This window comes from Kocuria sp. ZOR0020 (assembly GCF_000800955.1).
Classification (GTDB): Bacteria; Actinomycetota; Actinomycetes; order Actinomycetales; family Micrococcaceae; genus Kocuria; species Kocuria subflava.
On the sequence record NZ_JROX01000113.1, the window covers coordinates 12,953 to 30,142 of the forward strand.

At 64.3% G+C, this 17,190-nt stretch carries 19 protein-coding genes; all 19 read right to left on the reverse strand.

Going from position 1 to position 17,190, the window contains the following annotated elements; all coding sequences use genetic code 11:
* Positions 1–46 precede the first annotated feature (46 nt).
* Complete coding sequence (locus tag L979_RS07535; protein ID WP_047691116.1) at positions 47–550, reverse strand: DUF3145 domain-containing protein; 504 nt, start codon at positions 548–550, stop codon at positions 47–49.
* Positions 551–798: 248 nt separating this feature from the next.
* On the reverse strand, positions 799–1,779 hold the full coding sequence (locus L979_RS07540; protein WP_047691118.1) for a tyrosine-type recombinase/integrase: 981 nt from the start codon (positions 1,777–1,779) through the stop codon (positions 799–801).
* 15 nt (positions 1,780–1,794) lie between these two features.
* On the reverse strand, positions 1,795–3,042 hold the full coding sequence (dprA, locus tag L979_RS07545) for a DNA-processing protein DprA (protein WP_231559447.1): 1,248 nt from the start codon (positions 3,040–3,042) through the stop codon (positions 1,795–1,797).
* On the reverse strand, positions 3,039–4,592 hold the full coding sequence (locus L979_RS07550) for a YifB family Mg chelatase-like AAA ATPase (RefSeq protein ID WP_047691121.1): 1,554 nt from the start codon (positions 4,590–4,592) through the stop codon (positions 3,039–3,041). The genes dprA and L979_RS07550 overlap by 4 nt, the downstream gene beginning before the upstream one ends.
* A 176-nt stretch (positions 4,593–4,768) precedes the next feature.
* On the reverse strand, positions 4,769–5,233 hold the full coding sequence (locus L979_RS07555) for a YraN family protein (RefSeq protein ID WP_231559448.1): 465 nt from the start codon (positions 5,231–5,233) through the stop codon (positions 4,769–4,771).
* Between the two features lie 134 nt (positions 5,234–5,367).
* On the reverse strand, positions 5,368–6,066 hold the full coding sequence (locus L979_RS07560; protein ID WP_052209651.1) for a ribonuclease HII: 699 nt from the start codon (positions 6,064–6,066) through the stop codon (positions 5,368–5,370).
* Positions 6,057–6,956, reverse strand: coding sequence for a signal peptidase I (lepB, locus tag L979_RS07565; protein ID WP_052209652.1), 900 nt, complete (start codon positions 6,954–6,956; stop codon positions 6,057–6,059). The genes L979_RS07560 and lepB (L979_RS07565) overlap by 10 nt, the downstream gene beginning before the upstream one ends.
* Entirely contained in the window at positions 6,953–7,726 is a 774-nt protein-coding gene (lepB, locus tag L979_RS07570) for a signal peptidase I (protein WP_052209653.1), read from the reverse strand. The genes lepB (L979_RS07565) and lepB (L979_RS07570) overlap by 4 nt, the downstream gene beginning before the upstream one ends.
* A 101-nt stretch (positions 7,727–7,827) precedes the next feature.
* Positions 7,828–8,583: a signal peptidase I gene (lepB, locus tag L979_RS07575; protein WP_081994001.1), complete on the reverse strand. Its 756-nt coding sequence runs from the start codon at positions 8,581–8,583 to the stop codon at positions 7,828–7,830.
* A 56-nt stretch (positions 8,584–8,639) separates the two neighbouring features.
* Complete coding sequence (gene rplS, locus L979_RS07580; RefSeq protein WP_047691126.1) at positions 8,640–8,999, reverse strand: 50S ribosomal protein L19; 360 nt, start codon at positions 8,997–8,999, stop codon at positions 8,640–8,642.
* Between the two features lie 226 nt (positions 9,000–9,225).
* A complete protein-coding gene (trmD, locus tag L979_RS07585) occupies positions 9,226–10,059 on the reverse strand; it encodes a tRNA (guanosine(37)-N1)-methyltransferase TrmD (protein WP_047691127.1) in 834 nt (277 codons plus the stop codon).
* On the reverse strand, positions 10,059–10,649 hold the full coding sequence (gene rimM / locus L979_RS07590) for a ribosome maturation factor RimM (RefSeq protein ID WP_047691130.1): 591 nt from the start codon (positions 10,647–10,649) through the stop codon (positions 10,059–10,061). Before rimM ends, trmD begins: the two co-directional genes overlap by 1 nt.
* 104 nt (positions 10,650–10,753) lie before the next feature.
* The gene (locus L979_RS07595; RefSeq protein WP_047691158.1) at positions 10,754–10,996 is read right to left on the reverse strand and encodes an RNA-binding protein; all 243 of its coding nucleotides are present in this window, start codon (positions 10,994–10,996) and stop codon (positions 10,754–10,756) included.
* 2 nt (positions 10,997–10,998) lie between these two features.
* Positions 10,999–11,457: a 30S ribosomal protein S16 gene (gene rpsP / locus L979_RS07600; protein WP_047691132.1), complete on the reverse strand. Its 459-nt coding sequence runs from the start codon at positions 11,455–11,457 to the stop codon at positions 10,999–11,001.
* Between the two features lie 191 nt (positions 11,458–11,648).
* On the reverse strand, positions 11,649–12,848 hold the full coding sequence (locus tag L979_RS07605) for an ABC transporter permease (RefSeq protein WP_047691135.1): 1,200 nt from the start codon (positions 12,846–12,848) through the stop codon (positions 11,649–11,651).
* Positions 12,845–13,771, reverse strand: a complete 927-nt coding sequence (locus L979_RS07610) for an ABC transporter ATP-binding protein (protein WP_369792983.1) — start codon at positions 13,769–13,771, stop codon at positions 12,845–12,847. The genes L979_RS07605 and L979_RS07610 overlap by 4 nt, the downstream gene beginning before the upstream one ends.
* A 162-nt stretch (positions 13,772–13,933) precedes the next feature.
* Positions 13,934–14,677: a response regulator transcription factor gene (locus tag L979_RS07615; RefSeq protein WP_047691138.1), complete on the reverse strand. Its 744-nt coding sequence runs from the start codon at positions 14,675–14,677 to the stop codon at positions 13,934–13,936.
* A gap of 3 nt (positions 14,678–14,680) precedes the next feature.
* The gene (locus L979_RS07620) at positions 14,681–16,105 is read right to left on the reverse strand and encodes a sensor histidine kinase (RefSeq protein WP_052209654.1); all 1,425 of its coding nucleotides are present in this window, start codon (positions 16,103–16,105) and stop codon (positions 14,681–14,683) included.
* 25 nt (positions 16,106–16,130) lie between these two features.
* Positions 16,131–17,190: hypothetical protein (locus L979_RS16275; RefSeq protein WP_231559449.1), on the reverse strand; the 1,060-nt coding region annotated here is incomplete at its 5' end.

Below are 17,190 nucleotides of genomic sequence, written 5' to 3' on the forward strand. Positions count from 1 at the left end.
GCGGAGGAACTGAGCGTTTTGGTGGGTTCAGGGCTTGTTGGTGGGCTCAGGAGACGCGATGCAGCCAGCGCACCGGCACACCTTCTGCGGCCAGACGGAACGGCTCAAGTTCCTCGTCCCAGGCCTCACCCAGGGCCAGTGACAGTTCATTGACCACCAGCGCCGGATCGCCCTTGGAATTGACGTAGGCGTGGCGGATACGGTCCTCAGAGACGACGACGTTGCCGGCTGCGTCCGTGGTGGCGTGGAAAACTCCAAGATCAGGTGTGAAAGACCACCGGGAACCGTCGGTGCCGGGGGACGGTTCCTCCGTGATCTCAAAGCGGATCTTGCCCAGGGTCCGCAGGGCTGAAGCCATGAGGGCACCGGTGCCCACGGGACCCGCCCATTCGAGCTCAGCACGAAGCGCCCCGGGTGCGGCCTCCTGGGGAACCCAGTGAAGTCCGCTGCGCCCGCGGGAAAGCGACTCCAGGGCCCACTGAACATGAGGGCACAGAGCCTGCGGCGCGGAGTGAATTTGCAACACTCCGCGCGAGATGGATGACGACATGACCTGTTCCTCCGGCGTGTAGGTGCGTCCTCCCCAACGACCTGCCACGTCAAATCTTCCGAAGGAACCGATCCGTGAATACGGATCAGCCCAGTGTCACTGTGATGATCGGGTGGGATTCGAGGCCCGCCGTCACATCAGATGATCATTCAATTGTTGAGTCCAAACATATGAGCAGATTCGAGGCTGCAGATTCGGGACATGGCAATTTTCATGATCTGCGCGGGAATAGTCAACCCGACCGGCTTTCAGGCACGCGGATGCGCCTGTTGGAAAGCGGTCCCCAGGCGATCCACGGAGACGTGGGTGTAGATCTGAGTGGTGGCCACGGATTCGTGGCCCAAAAGCTCCTGGACACTACGGAGGTCCGCACCGCCGTCCAACAAATGGGTGGCAGCCGAGTGCCGCAGCGCGTGGGGACCCCGGGCAACCACGTCATCCTGCTGTGCCAGTTCCCGGTTGACCACCTCACGGATCTGGCGCACTCCCATGCGGCCTCCTCGCAGCCCCAGCAGCACGGCATCCTGAGCCGGGCTCCCCGCCAGTTCCGAACGACGTTGCAACCACAGCTCCAGAGCTGTCTGCGCCGGTGTGCCGTAGGGCACGGTTCTTTGTTTGTTGCCCTTGCCCGTGACCACAGCCGTACGTCTGCCGCGGTCAAGGTCAGCGACGTTCAAACTGGAGAACTCCGAAACTCGGATGCCCGTGGCCCACAGGAACTCGATGATGAACCGGTCCCGTGCGGCCACGGCCTGCTCACGGGGGCTCAGATCTGGTGATTCGGCCGCCTGCGCCAGGCGCTGCGCCATGGAACCCAGGTCTGCAGCCGAGACCACAGAGGGCAGATGCGAGCCTGATTTCGGGGAGGACAACCGCACAGTGGGATCTGTGGGGAGCCGGCCTGTGTTGACACACCAGCCAAAAAACGTGCGCACGGCAGAGGCCCTGCGGGCAGCACTGGCAGTACGTGCAGTTCTGCCAGAACCGGCTGCGCTGCCCGCGCTCACCGCCTTGCCGGGACCAGCCAGGCGCTCGGCCATCCAGGCACGGATCACGTCAAGATCGATCAGGTCAAGCTCCAGGTCTTGGGCTGATGCGTAGGCAAGCAGCGAGCCCACATCCCCCGTGTAGGCACGCACCGTGGCTTGGCTGCGGGATCGTTCAAGACCCAGGTGATCCGCAAAGGCCTCCAGATGACCCTGCAGATCGGCTCTCAGCTCCGGCTCCATCTGTGTGCTCTCCGTTCATGTCCTGCGTGGACGTACCCACAAACCGCCGCGATCCACGGCCAGCCCCGCGCGCTCCAAACGGCGCAATCCGCCCAGGACAGCCCGTACGGGCAATCCGGCAACGCGTGCCAGCGAATCCACCGTAGCGCCCTGAGTGACAGGAAGCGCATCGGCAACGTGACGGTCGGATTCGCTGAGGCCGTCGAACATGGCGGTTTGGCCGGTCTTCGAGTCTGCACCGTGTGGAGATTCGCCATGGGCCTCCAGCGGGGCCACCAATCCCAGGACGTCGTCAACATCGGTGACCAGAACGGCTGAGCCTTCCCGGATCAACCGGTGACATCCGGCTGAGGTGGCGGACTGGACGCTGCCCGGAACAGCCCCCACCGGACGGGACAACTCAGCGGCATGGTGAGCTGTGCTCTGCGCTCCGGAACGCCACCGGGACTCCGTGACCACGGTTGCTCGGCCCACCGCTGCGATCAGGCGGTTGCGGTCCAGGAACCTGAAACGTGCCGGCATGGTTCCCGGTGCAGCTTCCGAGATCACCAGGCCTTCCTGCACCACCTGTTCCAACAAGGCCTGATTGCCCACTGGATACAGGCGATCCACTCCCCCGGCCATGACCGCCACGGTGGGCACAGGCCCGACACCGGTTGCCAGGGCTGCACGGTGCGCGGCCTCGTCCACCCCGTAAGCGCCCCCGGACAGGACGGTCCATCCCCGAGCGGCCACACCGCCGGCCACGTCAAAGGTCACTGATCGACCGTAAGTGCTGCAATCGCGGGATCCAACCACCGCGATGCTGCGATCTGAGAGATCCCGCAGACGGGTCCGGTCACCACGTCCCCACAGACAGACAGGCTCGGCTTGCTGCAAGTCGCGCAAGGCGGCGGGCCAGTCGGGGTCCTCCGGCATGCACATCCACAACCCTTGCTGCATCGCGCGGGACCAGTCCCGTGCGGGATCACAGTCTTGGGCACGTGCCGACCACCGCTGGGTCATGGTGGCAGCGTTGAGACCGCCCCCGCCAGGCAGGGGTTTTCCGTAGGCTCGGATGGTGGCTTCCAGTGCCCCGTGTTCAGTGCCGGTCACGCCACGCAGCCCGGAAATGACCTCCCAGGCAGCCACCGGACCCAACGCTTGCAGGATCAGATGGCCCGTGACGTCCCGGGGTTCCAGCACACGGGACAGTCCTACGCGAGCCAACCGAACGGCGTCGTGATGGCGGTCTGAGGTCATGTTCACATCCGGGCGGTTCATGCCAGCTCCATGGATCGGAAGTACAGGGCTGTGTCGATGTCGTCTGCATCGGGGGCGCTACGGCCGTCCAGGTCCGCCACGGTCCATGCCACCCGGATCACCCGTTGCATGCCGCGTGCGGTCAAGGCACCACGCTCCATGTCCCGTTCCAGAGCTGCCGTGACCCGAGGTGGTTGGCGTAGTTCACCGGTCAGCAGGGACGCACCCACTTCCGCATTGCAGCGCAGTCCGTATGGCGCCAACCGTTCCCGTTGCACAGCACGCGCCTGAGCCACCCGGGCTGCAACGGTGGCGGTGTCCTCTCCCGTGGACGCGGAGGTCAATTCGGCGTAACTGACGGCAGGCACCGTGATCCGAAGATCCACGCGATCCAGCAACGGGCCTGAGAGCTTTCCGAAATAGGACCGGCGTTCACGTGGCGTGCATCGGCAATCCTGGGCCTTGCCGGAGGCTCGACCGCACGGACACGGGTTGGCAGCCATGACCAGCTGGAAGCGGGCGGGATACTGCGCGGAAGCAGCAGCCCGATCAATGCGCACGGTTCCCGTTTCCAACGGCTGGCGCAGTGCATCCAGGACTCCGCGATCGAACTCTGGGGCCTCGTCCAGGAACAACACTCCATGATGGGCACGGGACACGGCCCCTGGGCGCGGAATACCGCTGCCGCCGCCCAGCAGTGCTGCCGCGGAGGCCGAATGGTGAGGGCTTTCAAAGGGCGGTCTGCGAATCAGCTCACGACGTTGACTCACCCGCGTGTCCAGCGAATGAACGGCCGTCACTTCTGTGGCTGCGCCGTCGTCCAGTGGAGGCAACAAGCCCGGCAGCCGTTCTGCCAGGAGGGTTTTGCCGGCCCCCGGCGGTCCGCACAACAACAGATGGTGCCCGCCGGCAGCAGCCAGTTCCAAGGCCGCTCGGCCGTCGTACTGGCCTGCCACGTCAGCAAGATCAGGTGCGGCCGGCTGCTCCCCACCACCGGTTGCGGACTCGAACACGGCTGAGGCGCTGGTGGCCGGGGGCCGCTGCAGATCGGTCGGGTCTGCTCCGGCCGCTTCCAGAACGTCCGCCAGGCACTCGAAGCCCCGAACCACTGCTCCAGGGACCAGGGCTGCTTCCGCAGCGTTGGCCTGTGCCACCACCACCTCCGGATGACCAGCCGTGACCGCAGCCAACACGGCCGGAAGAATTCCCCGGACCGGGCGCAGTGCACCATCCAGGGCAAGTTCTGCCAGATAGACCGTCTCCGGTGAGCGCGGCATGACACCATCGGCTTGCAGAACAGAGGCGGCGATGGCCAGATCGAAGTGGGATCCCTTTTTGGGCAGAGTCGCCGGAGTCAGATTCACGGTGATTTGCCGTGGGCTCAGTGGCGTCCCGGAATTTCGGGCGGCTGAACGCACCCGGTCCTTGGCTTCCTTCACGGACAGGTCCGGCAGGCCCAGCACGTTGAAACTGGGCAGTTGGGACCCGATGTCCGTTTCCACCTCAACCACTGTGCCTTGCAACCCGATCAACGCCACGGACAATGCTCTGGCAAAACGTTGCCCTGCCATCGCGCACCTGCCTCATCTGCTCTCTCACGGACTTCCATCCGGTGCTCTCCAGGTGAGTGCACTGAGATCAGAATGGGTACATCCCTGCACCTGCGGTGGGCCTGGATGCCATCGGTGGACAGCGACCCCAGAGCAACTGAGCAGAACCTTCACCTGTGGAGTCGCGAGCACTGGGCTCAGGTCAATCCCGGCCGGTGTTCCACACTGACAGCGGTGGGGTCCCCGGGACGCTTGAGGATCATCACGGCCACGGCATCAATCCTCCGGGGCCTTGCATGGTGACCGTTCTCCGATGCCCACGCAGCCAACAACAAGTGCAGGCGGCGCAGCTTGGCGGGCGTGATGGACTCCAGCGGGTGGCCGTAACCAACCCCTGAGCGGGTTTTGACCTCCACGCCCACCACCACGGGGCCCAGGCGCAAGACCACGTCCAGTTCCCCGGTCACACCGTGGTGGGATTTCTGGGCACGCCAGTTACGGGCCAGGATTTCAGCGCCGCGTGCTTGTAAATACTCAACGGCAATCTCTTCCCCCACACGCCCCAGGGACTGCCTGGCATTCAGATTGGTCTCCACGGGGTGCTCCCACGCAATTCCGCGGAAGTTTCGGCAGCACCCCGCAATGACTGACCCTGAGCTCACCTAGGCTCCTGGTCTGCTCAGGGTGCAGCGTGACCACAGCTGACCACCACCCGTCCGTCTGATCTGTGGATTCAGCCCCGATGGTTGCAGAAGATTCACATCAGCCGGGCGCAAAGGATCCAGCCCAGGCCGGCTCAGACCCCCAGTTTCCAGGACCGGCGGTGGTGGACTGTGACACCGTGATCCATCAGGGCAGCACGGTGGGCCGCGGCTCCATAGCCTTTGTTGCCCAGCCAACCGTAGGCAGGGAACTGTTGATGGAGGTCCTCCATCACCCGGTCTCGGTGCACTTTGGCCACCACGGAGGCAGCCGCAATGCTGGCGCACCGCATGTCACCTTTGACCACCGTGCGCACCGGGGAAGTCCAGATGGGTGCGGCATCAACCGGTGAGAGTGGGGCAAACAGATCTGCAGCCGGTTCCGTGAGCCAGTCATGCACACCATCCAGCAGAATCAGGTCCGGAAGGTGCGCAGGCTCCAGGGCGGCCACTGCGCGGCGCCCGGCCAGCCGAAGAGCTCCCACGATCCCCAGGGCGTCAATTTCCTCCGGGGTGGAGGATCCGGTCTGTGCCTCCACAACCCATGCCTCGATCTCAGGCACCAACGCGTCCCGCACCGCCGGTCTGAGCAATTTGGAGTCCCTCAATCGGCCCGGCACAGGCCCTGTGGAGGCATCCACCACGGCCACTCCCACCGTCGCGGGACCGGCCAGGGCACCACGCCCCACCTCATCCATGCCGCCTATCAGCACTGGCCGGGCTCCTTGGCCTGCCCGGCCCGCCACCATCAGCTCATGCTCCAGATCGAGCGTGGGTGCTGGAGTCACTGCCACCGGTTCATCCTGTGGGAAGCCGGCGGGTCCGGGACACGGTCAAAAACCTCACTCCAGTCCGTCACCGCACCGGTGCGGCCCAGCGGCCAGGTGACCACGAACGCAGTGCCGACGACGTCGTTCTGGCTGACGAAGGCACGGTTCTCCGGCAGGTAGAAGCGTGAGTCCTCTGAGGCGGTGCGGCGGTCCCCCAGGACAAAGTAGTGATTGTCCGGAACGATCACGTCAAACGGTGTGTCCAAGGCCACGTCACCGGCGGGCAGGTAGGCGGTGGTTTCATCCACTGGGACGTCATTGATCACCAGGCGCCCTTGGGAATCGCAGCACCTCACGCGGTCACCACCCACGCCGATCACGCGTTTGACCACGTGGTTGTCCGAGTCGTCCACGGTCACGCCCAGAAACGCCATGCCATCCCGGATCCAGTCCAACACGGTCTCCGGTTCATCGGCCGGCGGCAACCACCCCTGGCTGTCCTTGAACACGATCACGTCCCCGCGCTCCGCAGGGCGCAACGTGGTGTCCAAGACGTTGACGAACACCCGGTCCCCGGACACCAACGTGGGTGCCATGGCATCGGAAGGAATCAGGAATCCCCGGACCAGAACGTGTTTGGCCACGAAAGCGATCAGCAACGCCCAGACCACCACCACGGCCAGTTCACGCAGGACGGTGACCACGCGACCCCGTGGCCGGGTGGGCGGATTGGCATCCCGGGCCCGCCGCCCGGAACGACGACGGTACATGGGGACGCCGTCCTCGCGGGTGGCAGGAGCTTCTCCCAGGTCCTCCCACCGCTCGGCAACCCAGGTCTCAGAGGTCGAAGACCCGGTGCCCTGTGATTCGCCAGAGCCTGCTGCGGTCCGCGAATCAGCGTTCCACGGTGTCATTGCCCGTCCCCGGTGTCCTCACCGGAGCCGTCATTCACGCGGGAGAAGGTGTCTTCCTGGCTGGAGATGCCCTGCCAACGGTCGATAGGCCACATGATGCCCGTGGCCTTGCCCACAATGTCCTCTTCACTGACAAAGGCGGTGCCCTGCTCAATGTGATAGCGGGAATCGCCGGAGGCTGAACGGTGGTCCCCCAGCATGAAGTAGCTGCCCTCCGGCACCGTGACCTCAAAGGGAATGGTTGACGGGTCATCTCCCTCAAAGAGGTAGGGCTCATCCAGTGCCACGCCGTTGACGGTGACCTTGCCATCAGCATCGCAGCAGGTCACGGCGTCCCCACCCACACCGATCACACGCTTGATCAAGTAGTTGGTGCTGCGATCCGGTGCCAGTCCCACGAACTCCATGGCCTGACGCACGGGGTTGCTGGTCGAGTTGGCAGGCCCCATCCACCCTTGGGTGTCTTCAAACACCGCCACGTCCCCACGTTCCAGTTCCCCGTACCAGGAATGGGCCACGTTCACCCCGATCTTGTCATCCAACTGCAGGGTGTTTTCCATGGAGCCGGACGGGATGAAGAAGATCCGGAACAGAAAGGTCTTGACCAGGAAGGAAATGAGCAGGACCACCAGCACGGTGATCAGGATTTCCTTGAGCAGCCCGCCGGAGGAGTCCTTCTTGGCCTTTGAGCCCTTGGCATTGCCCGCGGTGTCAGCCTCGGCAGCAGCGCGCGAGTTGGGTCCCGGCTCGGGGGTGGTGCTCTGGCTCATGGATTTCCTTCCGGAGGGCAAAGGCAGCCGCGGTGGCTGTGCGGTGACGGGGAGAGTCGCGTGGCATCAGGGCCGGACACGACTGCATCACTGTGAAAAATTTACTCCAGGTCCGCCCGGCCCGTGGGCCACACAACGGTCACGGGTTCGCCGATCACTCTATCGGCCCTGACCAGCCCGCCACCGGGGGCACCCAGCAGGGAACGGGAATCCACAGAAACGGAACGGTGATCTCCCAGCAACCAGAGTCGACCGGCCGGAACCATCACCTCGAACTCGGTGTCACTGGGGGCGTCGCCGGCAAAGAGGTACGGCTCATCCAGGGGCTGGCCGTTGACCTTCAGGCGGCCGTCGTCGTCGCAGCAGGCCACGGTGTCCCCGGGGACGCCGATCACCCGTTTGACAAAGGTGTCCTGGTTGGGGCGGACGCCCAGCCACGCACCGAGTTGCTGTAGTGCCTGCACCGCTGGGGGGTCGTCGTCAAGGGGTGCAAAGGAGCCACGGCCATCAAAAACCACCAACTGGCCGCGTTCCAGCTGGTCCGTGTCCACCCATTTGGTCACCAGCACACGATCCCCGGGCACCACTGTGGGTTCCATGGAACTGGAACCCACGTAGTACACGTCCACCACCCAGGCGCGGATCACCAGGACCACCACCATGGCCAGCGCCACGGCCACGGCTATCAGTCGCCACCCGTGGGTCCATCGGCGCCACCCGGTCTCAGGGAGGTCCTCAGAGCCAGTGCCTTGATTGCCCTCGGACTCCCGGGCCTTCCCTGTGGCTTGCCGGGACTGGCGGGCAGAGGAGAAGAACCCGGTGGCAGAGGAATCTGCCACCGGGTTCTTGTTGCTCATGTGCTCAGGCACAGCTGGGGTGATCCGGGGTCACACGGTGTGTGGGCCCCAGTGGATCACTTGCCCTCGTTACCGCGCTTCTCGCGGATACGAGCAGCCTTGCCGTGACGATCGCGCATGTAGTACAGCTTGGCGCGGCGGACGTCACCGCGGGTGAGCACCTCGATCTTGTCGATCACCGGGGAGTGCACCGGGAAGGTACGCTCCACGCCCACGCCGAAAGAAACCTTGCGAACGGTGAAGGTCTCACGGACGCCGTCACCCTGGCGGCCCAGGACAAAGCCCTTGAAGACCTGCACACGGGAGCGGTTGCCTTCAACAATGTTCACGTGAACGTTGAGGGTGTCGCCGGGGCGGAAGTCGGGGACATCGGTGCGCAGCGACGTGGCGTCGAGCTGGTCAATGATGTTGGTCATCACAGTTTCTCCTGGTGAACGCCGCAGGCCGTTCACGTGGGTCATACGGCACCCCAAACGACTGCCACCGTGAGCCGGCGCGTTGTGGTTGGTGTGCCGCAAAAGTCAGTCACCCGCGGAATTCAGGGGAATCCTCACGGGGTGTGTGCTGTGTGGTCGCTCTTCCCCCTGCGGCGAGGGCGTGCCCAGCACACACGCAGCGCACCATTATGCCACAGTCAGACCGTCACGACGACGACGCCGGGGTGGCGTCCCACACCAAACGGTCTCCCTCAACAGTCCACCCGAGCTCAGCCAAGGTGGCCAGGTCCTTTTTGTCCAAGGCACCGGAATGCAGTTGCTCAAGGAGGTCCGGACGCCTGGCTGAGGTGCGGCGCAGTTGTTGGTCCCGCCGCCAGCGCGCGATCTGCCCATGGTGTCCGGAGAGCAGGACGTCAGGGATGCCCTGCTCCCGCCAGGTCGCCGGTTTGGTGTAGACGGGGTATTCCAGCAGCCCATCCGAGTGGGACTCCTCCACCAGGGACTCCGGGTTGCCGATCACCCCGGGCACCAAACGGCCGATGGCCTCCACCATGGCCAGAACGGCCACCTCTCCCCCGTTGAGCACGTAATCACCCAGGGACATCGGGCGGACCTCAAAGGAGTCCTGGGCCCACTCGATCACCCGCTCGTCAATGCCCTCGTAACGTCCGCAGGCAAAGACCAGGTGGTCGCGTTCGGAGAGCTCCTGAGCCACCGCTTGGGTGAAGACCTGCCCGGCGGGGGAAGGCACCACCAGAACGGGCCGCCGGGCACCAATGGCCGGATCACCGTCCGAATCACCGGCTGAAGCCTGGCTCATCACGTCTTCCAGTGCCAATGCCCACGGTTCCGGCTTCATGACCATGCCGGCACCCCCACCGTAGGGGGTGTCATCCACCGTCCGGTGGCGGTCGGCGGTGTAGTCCCGCAGATCCCCCACGTTGACCTGCAACAGACCGTCACGGCGTGCTTTGCCGATCAGGGAAAGATCCAGCGCAGCCAGGTACTCCGGAAAGATGCTCAGAACGTCAATACGCATCAGCGGGTGTCCTCTGGGGCATCTGCCGCCTCGCCCGTGGGGTCCTCGGCGCCCAGTTCCAACAACCCTGGTGGTGGGGTCAGCACAACGGTGTTGGTCTCTTCATCGATCTCCGCCACGATCTCCTGGACGAATGGAACGTCGATTTCGCGGTCATCGGCATCCAGTGTGACCTGCAGAAGGTCTTGATGCGGCAGAGTGCGCAGACCCGTCACCGTGCCGATACGGCGTCGCTGTGGGTCATCCACCACAACGTCCATCTCCAGAAGTTCGTGTTCGTACCAGGCGTCATCGGCGTCGTCGTCGTTGGAATCTCCGTCCACGAACAACTCGCTGCCGCGCAAGGCCTCAGCAGCATTGCGGTCGGTGACCTGCACAAAACCCACCACCAGAATGTTCTTGTTCCAGCGGGACTTGCTGACCTCCACTTCACCGCCGCGCACGATCGCGGCTGCAGCATCGGTGGAAGGCTCCACGGACAGGCGAGCACCTGGGGCGAAACGAAGGTCCGGCTCGTCTGTGAACAGCTGGACCGTGACCTCCCCCCGGATACCGTGGGGTTTGCCAATCCGCGCAACTTTGACCTTCATGGGCGCTTCCGAACTCCTTGATGGATGGATCCGATGACCGTGGCCCCGCACCCTGGGCGGGTACGGGGCCACGGTTCATGTGAGATGAGTTTAGGTGACTCGCGTCAGCGTCGGCGGTCGGTGTCGATGACATCCACGCGCACGGAGTCGTTCTCCGCCAGAGCGGTCACAACGGTGCGCAAGGACTTGGCGGTGCGCCCCTGGCGTCCGATCACTCGGCCCAGGTCATCGGGGTGGACACGAACTTCCAGGGTTTCACCCCGGCGGCCGTTCTTGGCCCGCACGTCAACGTCGTCAGGATTGTCAACGATGCCGCGGACCAGGTGCTCCAACGCCTCAGCGAGCATGATCACTCAGCCTTCTCCGCCTCAGCCGACTCTTCAGCTGCAGCCTCGGTGGCCTCGGCGTCAGCCTCAACGGCGTCCTCCGTGGGCTCCGCGGCTTCATCGGCCTTGGGTGTGATGGCCTCGGGAATGATGACCGAGCCCTTGTCCGGTGCCACGAAGTCAGCCTTGGCATCCGGGGACTTCAGCGTGCCCTCGGCACCTGCTTCACCCTTGAACTTCTGCCAGTCACCGGTGATCTTCAGGATGGCGGCAACAGCCTCAGAAGGCTGCGCACCCACACCGAGCCAGTACTGCACGCGGTCAGAAACCACGCTGATGTAGGACGGGTTCTCGGTGGGCTGGTAAACACCAACTTCCTCGATCACACGACCGTCACGCTTCTTGCGGGAATCGACGACGACGACGCGGTAACGGGGATCGCGCATCTTGCCCATGCGCTTCAAACGAATCTTGACTGCCACTGGTGCAATCTCTCCTGGTTCTTGGAATGTGTCGGGTTCACTGGTCTCGCTCCCGTGGGGCGGGCCGATTGTCAGTGCTCCCTGTGGACACGAAATTCGCGCGGAGAGAGGGTCCGCGCGCATCGAGTACCCGGCCATTGTGCCAGAGATGTCCATCTCATGCAGGGACCGGGTAGCCGATGTCGGTGAGATCACTGCTCGATCTTCAGCGCCTCACGCCACTTCAGGGAGCGGCCGCCTTGGAACACGGCCCGCTGGTAGACCTTCTCCCCCAGCCGGAGCATGAACCATCCGAAGGCCAGGCACAGTGCCAGGGCCACAAACGGTTCCCACACCTGAGCCTGTCCCTCCAGCAGCCTGACCGGCATGGCGATGGAGGAAATGATGGGGACGTAGGAGGCCACGGCCAGCCACGGACCCTGTGCCATGATTCCGGCGAACATGCCCGCCACCAGCACCATGCTGATGACCGTGGTGTTGGACTGCAGGTCCTCGGTCCGTGAGGCCAGTGACCCCAGGACGGCCCAAATGGTGGCTTGGGCGGCAAAGCCGAAGACGAAGAACACGATGAACCAACCAGCTGCCTCAAAGGCCCAACCGAGGTCGGCAGCGACTCCGGTGACGTTGGCAGCGGCCAGTCCAACCCCTGCGTACAGGCCGATCTGGGCAAAGACCAGGACACAGTTGCCCAGGACCTTGCCGTAGAGCAGTTCTCTGATGGGAATGGCCGTGGCCAGGATCTCCACCACCCGGTTCTGCTTTTCCTCCAACACCGAATTGGCAATGGCCAGACCGAAGACCAGTGCGGACATGTAGAACAACATGGCAAAGACGAGCCGGAGAATGTAGGTGGTCAAGCCGCGGTCTTCCCCACCGGTGAGGTATTCCACCCGGTGTTCGGACCCGGCGCGCAGTTCTTCCATGCCCACACCGGCCCGTTCGGCGTTGGTGGCCATGCTGAACTCGGCGATGGCGGAACTCAACGTGCTGTTGAGGGTTCCGCCGAGTTCCGTGTCAACCAGAATCACCCACTGGCCGTCCTCCTGGTAGACGGCCGCGTCCGCATCACCGTCGGCAACAAGGTCACGGGCCTGATCTCGGGAGAGTTGCTCGGCCGTCATGGAATCGCCGTCGGAGAGCATGGAATCAGCAATCTGGACCACCTGGCCACCGGCCTGGCTGTCCGTGGCCACGGTGTAGTCCGAGGACCGGTCCCACAGGAAGGCACTGAAGCCCATCAGGCCCACGATCAACACCAAGGTGGTGATGGTGGAGAAGATGAACGCCTTGTCCCGCACCTTGACCGTGATCTCGCGCAGCATCACGATCAGCCAGGGACGGCTCACTGATGTCTGGCTGTCCTGGTGCTGTTGGTCGATGGAGGAAGTCATCGGGTCACCTCACGGTAGATTTCGGACAGGGTCGGTTTCAGATCGGTGAATTCGCGCAGGCCGCTGTCCAATGCCCTCTGCAGAAGCGCATGGCGGGCGTCGTCATCGGCCAGGGCCACGGTGGCTTGGCATCCGTCAACGTCTTCGACCGTGACCCCGGGCATCCCCCTGACCCAGCCAACGTCCCGGGCGCACCGGAGTCGATGGCGTAGGGGCCGGGAATCCCGCAGCTCATCGGCTGTCCCGGAGGCCAGGACCTTGCCGCCGTCCAGGATGACCATGGAATCGCACAGTCGATGCACCAGGTCCAGTTGGTGGGAGGAGAACAAGACGGGGACACCGCGGGCCATGTGTTCCTCCAATAGCTCCACCATGGAGTCCACGGCTGTGGGATCCAGCCCGGAGAATGGCTCATCCAGGACCAGTGCCGAGGGTTGGTGAAGGAGAGCCGCAGCCACTTGAACACGCTGTTGATTGCCCAGGGACAGCGTTTCCAGCTTGTCCTTCTTCCGGTGCCCCAAACTGAAGCGTTCCAGCAGACGCTGTGCTTCAGCCAACGCCTCCGCACGGGTCAGCCCGCGTAGCTGCCCCAGGTAACCGAGCTGGTCCAGGATGCTCTGTTTGGGGTAGAGCCCCCGCTCCTCCGGCATGTAGCCACAGGCGGCTCGGTCTGTTCTGGTGATCGGCCGACCGTTCCACAGCACCTCACCGGAGGTCACCTTCAGCACGCCCATCATCATGCGCATGGTGGTGGTCTTTCCGGCCCCGTTGGCTCCGATGAAACCGGTCATCTGCCCCGGCTCGACCGAGAACGAGATGTTGTCCACCACCGTTGTGTCACCAAAGGTTCGTGTCAGTCCTCGAACTTCCAGTTGTGTGCCCTGCGCACTGGGCGCATACGTCACCGATCCACGACGACGAATCCCGTCTGGTCTGGGTTCTTCCACCGAATCCTCCTGTTGTTGGCTGCTTCCAGCCTATGGATCTCCACCGTGGAGAGGATCGGCCGACAGGGGGAAATACTGTCAGTCAGAAGCTTTGAACCACTGGCTTTCTCCCCCGCGAGGTGGAGTTCTCCCCCGGACTCAGGTCAGGTGGAGCCCCGTTCGGTACGCGAAGACCACCGCTTGGACGCGGTCGCGGCTTCCGGTCTTGGCCAAGATGTTGGACACGTGGGTCTTGATCGTGGCCGCGCCCAGGTACAGGTCTTGAGCGATCTCTGCATTGGACATGCCTTGGGCCATCAACTGCAGGACCTGGTGTTCTCGCTGGGTCAAGGAAGCCAGCGCGCTGTCATCGGGGATGGTACTCGGCACACCCCCTTGAGCCTGCACCGCGTGCTGCGACGCAGAACGTGAACCAGCCGCCGGTTGATCCGTGGCTGCTCCCTGATCCTCACCACGGAGGTCTGCCGTCCCGTTGAGGTGGCGGATGACTGCCAGCGTGACCTCCGGTGCCAAGAGCGCGTGCCCACCAGCAACGGCGCGCACAGCGTCAATGAGGTCATCAGGGTCCGCATTCTTGAGGAGAAACCCGCTGGCACCGGCACCCAAGGCCGCAAACAGGTAGTCCTCACGGCCAAAGGTGGTCAGGATGATCACCTTTGACCCACCGGCCGCAACAATGTTGCGGGTGGCCTCGATGCCGTCCATCACGGGCATCTGAACATCCATCAACACCACGTCCGCATGGTGTTCTGCCATCCAGTCAACAGCCTGCCGGCCATTGGCCGCTTCACCGGCCACGCGGATGTCCGGGGCCGATGACAACACCATGGAGAACCCCGAGCGGATCAGGGCGTGGTCATCCACCAGCAGCACGGAGATCACCGGTCACAAGCATTTCATTGGAACGGTCGAACCTGCTCCGAATGGCCTCGGAGATTCATCAGGGCCTGCTTGGGCCGAGACGGGGAAAGTGAATCGTACTCGCCATCCAGGGCCCGGGGTCCGCGGACCGGATTCACAGCTGCCACCGTGCAATTGGGCCCGTTCGCGCAGACCAACCAGACCATAGCCACTTCCGCTGCCGCTGGGTCGGGGCCGGCCTGCGTCCAGGACCTCGATTTCCAGTGCCTGCGAGTGTTGCTCACCAAGGGATCGCAGGGTGACGGAAACCCGGCGTGCGGTCGAATGACGCAGGACGTTGGACAGGGATTCTTGGACGCATCGGTACATGGACGCTCCGAGCGCCGGTGGGAGACGGTCCAGATCGACGTCGTCGGCCACCGCGGTGGAAAGTGTCACGGCCAGGCCGAGGTGGGCGTGTTCACGCACGAGTTCCTCGAGGTCGTTGATTCCGCGCCCCAGGAACTCGGTGGCCCCGCTGTGGTCGTCTCGCAGCACCCCCAGCAATTGACGAGTCTCGGCCACGGCCTGGCGGCTGGATCCTTCCACGGTTTTCAGCGCAGTCTGGGCCGCTTGAGGGTCGGTGTCCAACACCATGCGAGCGGCACCGGCTCGAATGCCGATGGCAGAGACGTGGTGGGCGATGACGTCGTGAAGTTCACGTGCGATCCGCAGGCGTTCATCCACCACCGCCCGGCGGGCAAGTTCTTGGGCCTGGCGCTCGATGGTTTGTGCCTGTTCCTGATTGCGGTGCCTGCGCAGCGCCGCCCGCCAGGATGCACGGCCTGCATAGACTGCTCCGCCGAAGAATGCAACGTTGACCAGGATGTAATACAGCGTGAACCCGGTCAGCGGATCGAACGGTCCGTCAGCGCTGCCAAGTTCTGCCACCAGATCCCGGTAGCTGGAGGAGATGGTCAAATCGATCAGCAGCCACACGCCGATCACGATCCCCAGCATCACGACGGCGACCGCCACCACCTGCCGCGACTTGCCCCACGCCACGGCGGCGTACACGTAGGCGAAGAACGCCACCAAGGTGGTTTGCAGAGCCGCGACCTGGCCGTTGGCGTAGGCCCCCGCGATGTAGGCCACGGTGCCCACGGACAGGGCAGCGATGGGATGGCTCCGCCTCCAGATCAAGGGCAGGGTGATGACTGCAATGGCGGCGTATCCCCACCACCGAGGCCGATCCTCCAGCACCCCCGCGTAGCTCTCTGTCAGAGCCAGCCCCACGAAGCCAACCAGGGTCAGGGCCAGGGCACCGATCAGATCACGACGGAAACCCGTTCTGCCCGGTGAGGCTCTCTCCCAGTCCGGAGCCGTGGGATCTCCCAGGACGGCCACCAGCCCGCCCTGGGTGGTGAAGCGTTGGAGAAAGGTCTGGGGCTCTGCTGCAGTTGGGGACATGGCAGGTGGTTGGTGGCCCACTTCCTCAGACCGCGTCCGGCTTCTGGGATTTGCGCTTGCGAGCCACCGAGTACAGCGCAGTGGTGCCGGCAGCATCGGCAAAGGCCAAAGCGGACAGTGCGCCCAGGGCAGGAGCCGCTTGTCCCGCCCGGCGAGCCAGAGCAGCCAGCCCGGTACCAGCCGCCACCTGCATTCCCGCCACCGCCAACAACAGTTCTGGACGGCGCAGCACGGTGCGGTGCACCGAAGCTCCCAGGCCGTGCGCGGTGGGCTCCTGCGTCAGGGACTGGATCCAGGCCTCCGGCAGGGACGACGGCTCATACCTGGCAGCATCGTCGAGTTCCTCCAAGGATTTGGCGCCCTCCACCACCTTGGCGGCGATCACGGGCAACTCCAGCAACTGCAGCACGGATTCCAGGACCAGCGGGCTGGAGGCCCCGTGGACGTAGTTGGCCAGGCGTTTGGTGTCCGTTGGATCCAGATCAAAAACCGAGGCCACGGATTCGATCTGGACCTGGCTGGTGCGTGAGGCGCAGATTCCCACCACTTCCCGGGTCAGTTCAGCCGCAGCGCTGGAATCCTCCGCAACGGAGACTGCCGTCCATTGGGGACCCCAGGACAGACCGCACACGGCATCTGCCTGGTCCTTGTCCGTGTACCCGGCAGGGTCCTGGTCCCCCAGCAGCACTTCCAGGGACCTGGCAGCACCGTCCGAGGACAACGCGACGGCGGGCTCGGCCAGTCCGGTGCGCAGCGCCCACCAGCCGGATTCGTCATCAGTGACCACCACGGACCATCCATCCCGAGAGATCGCCGAGAACGTCACCGAAGAGGCTGCAGCCAGTACCGGCAGGTCCGGGGCGTCCAGATGAACCACCAGGGCGCGGCGCAGATGTGGGTGCAGTGGCTCCAGGCTCTGCCCGGTCATGCGGTGAACCGTGGCCGCCAACTCCTCCACGGCATCCCCCGCCACAACAGAACCGTCCTGGCCCACGGAGGCGGTCCGACCGTCGTCGTCCACCAGTACCGCAACCTGCAGGTAGGACGGGCCTTCAGCGCAGGCGGCCACGGCGCGGTGGTGGTCC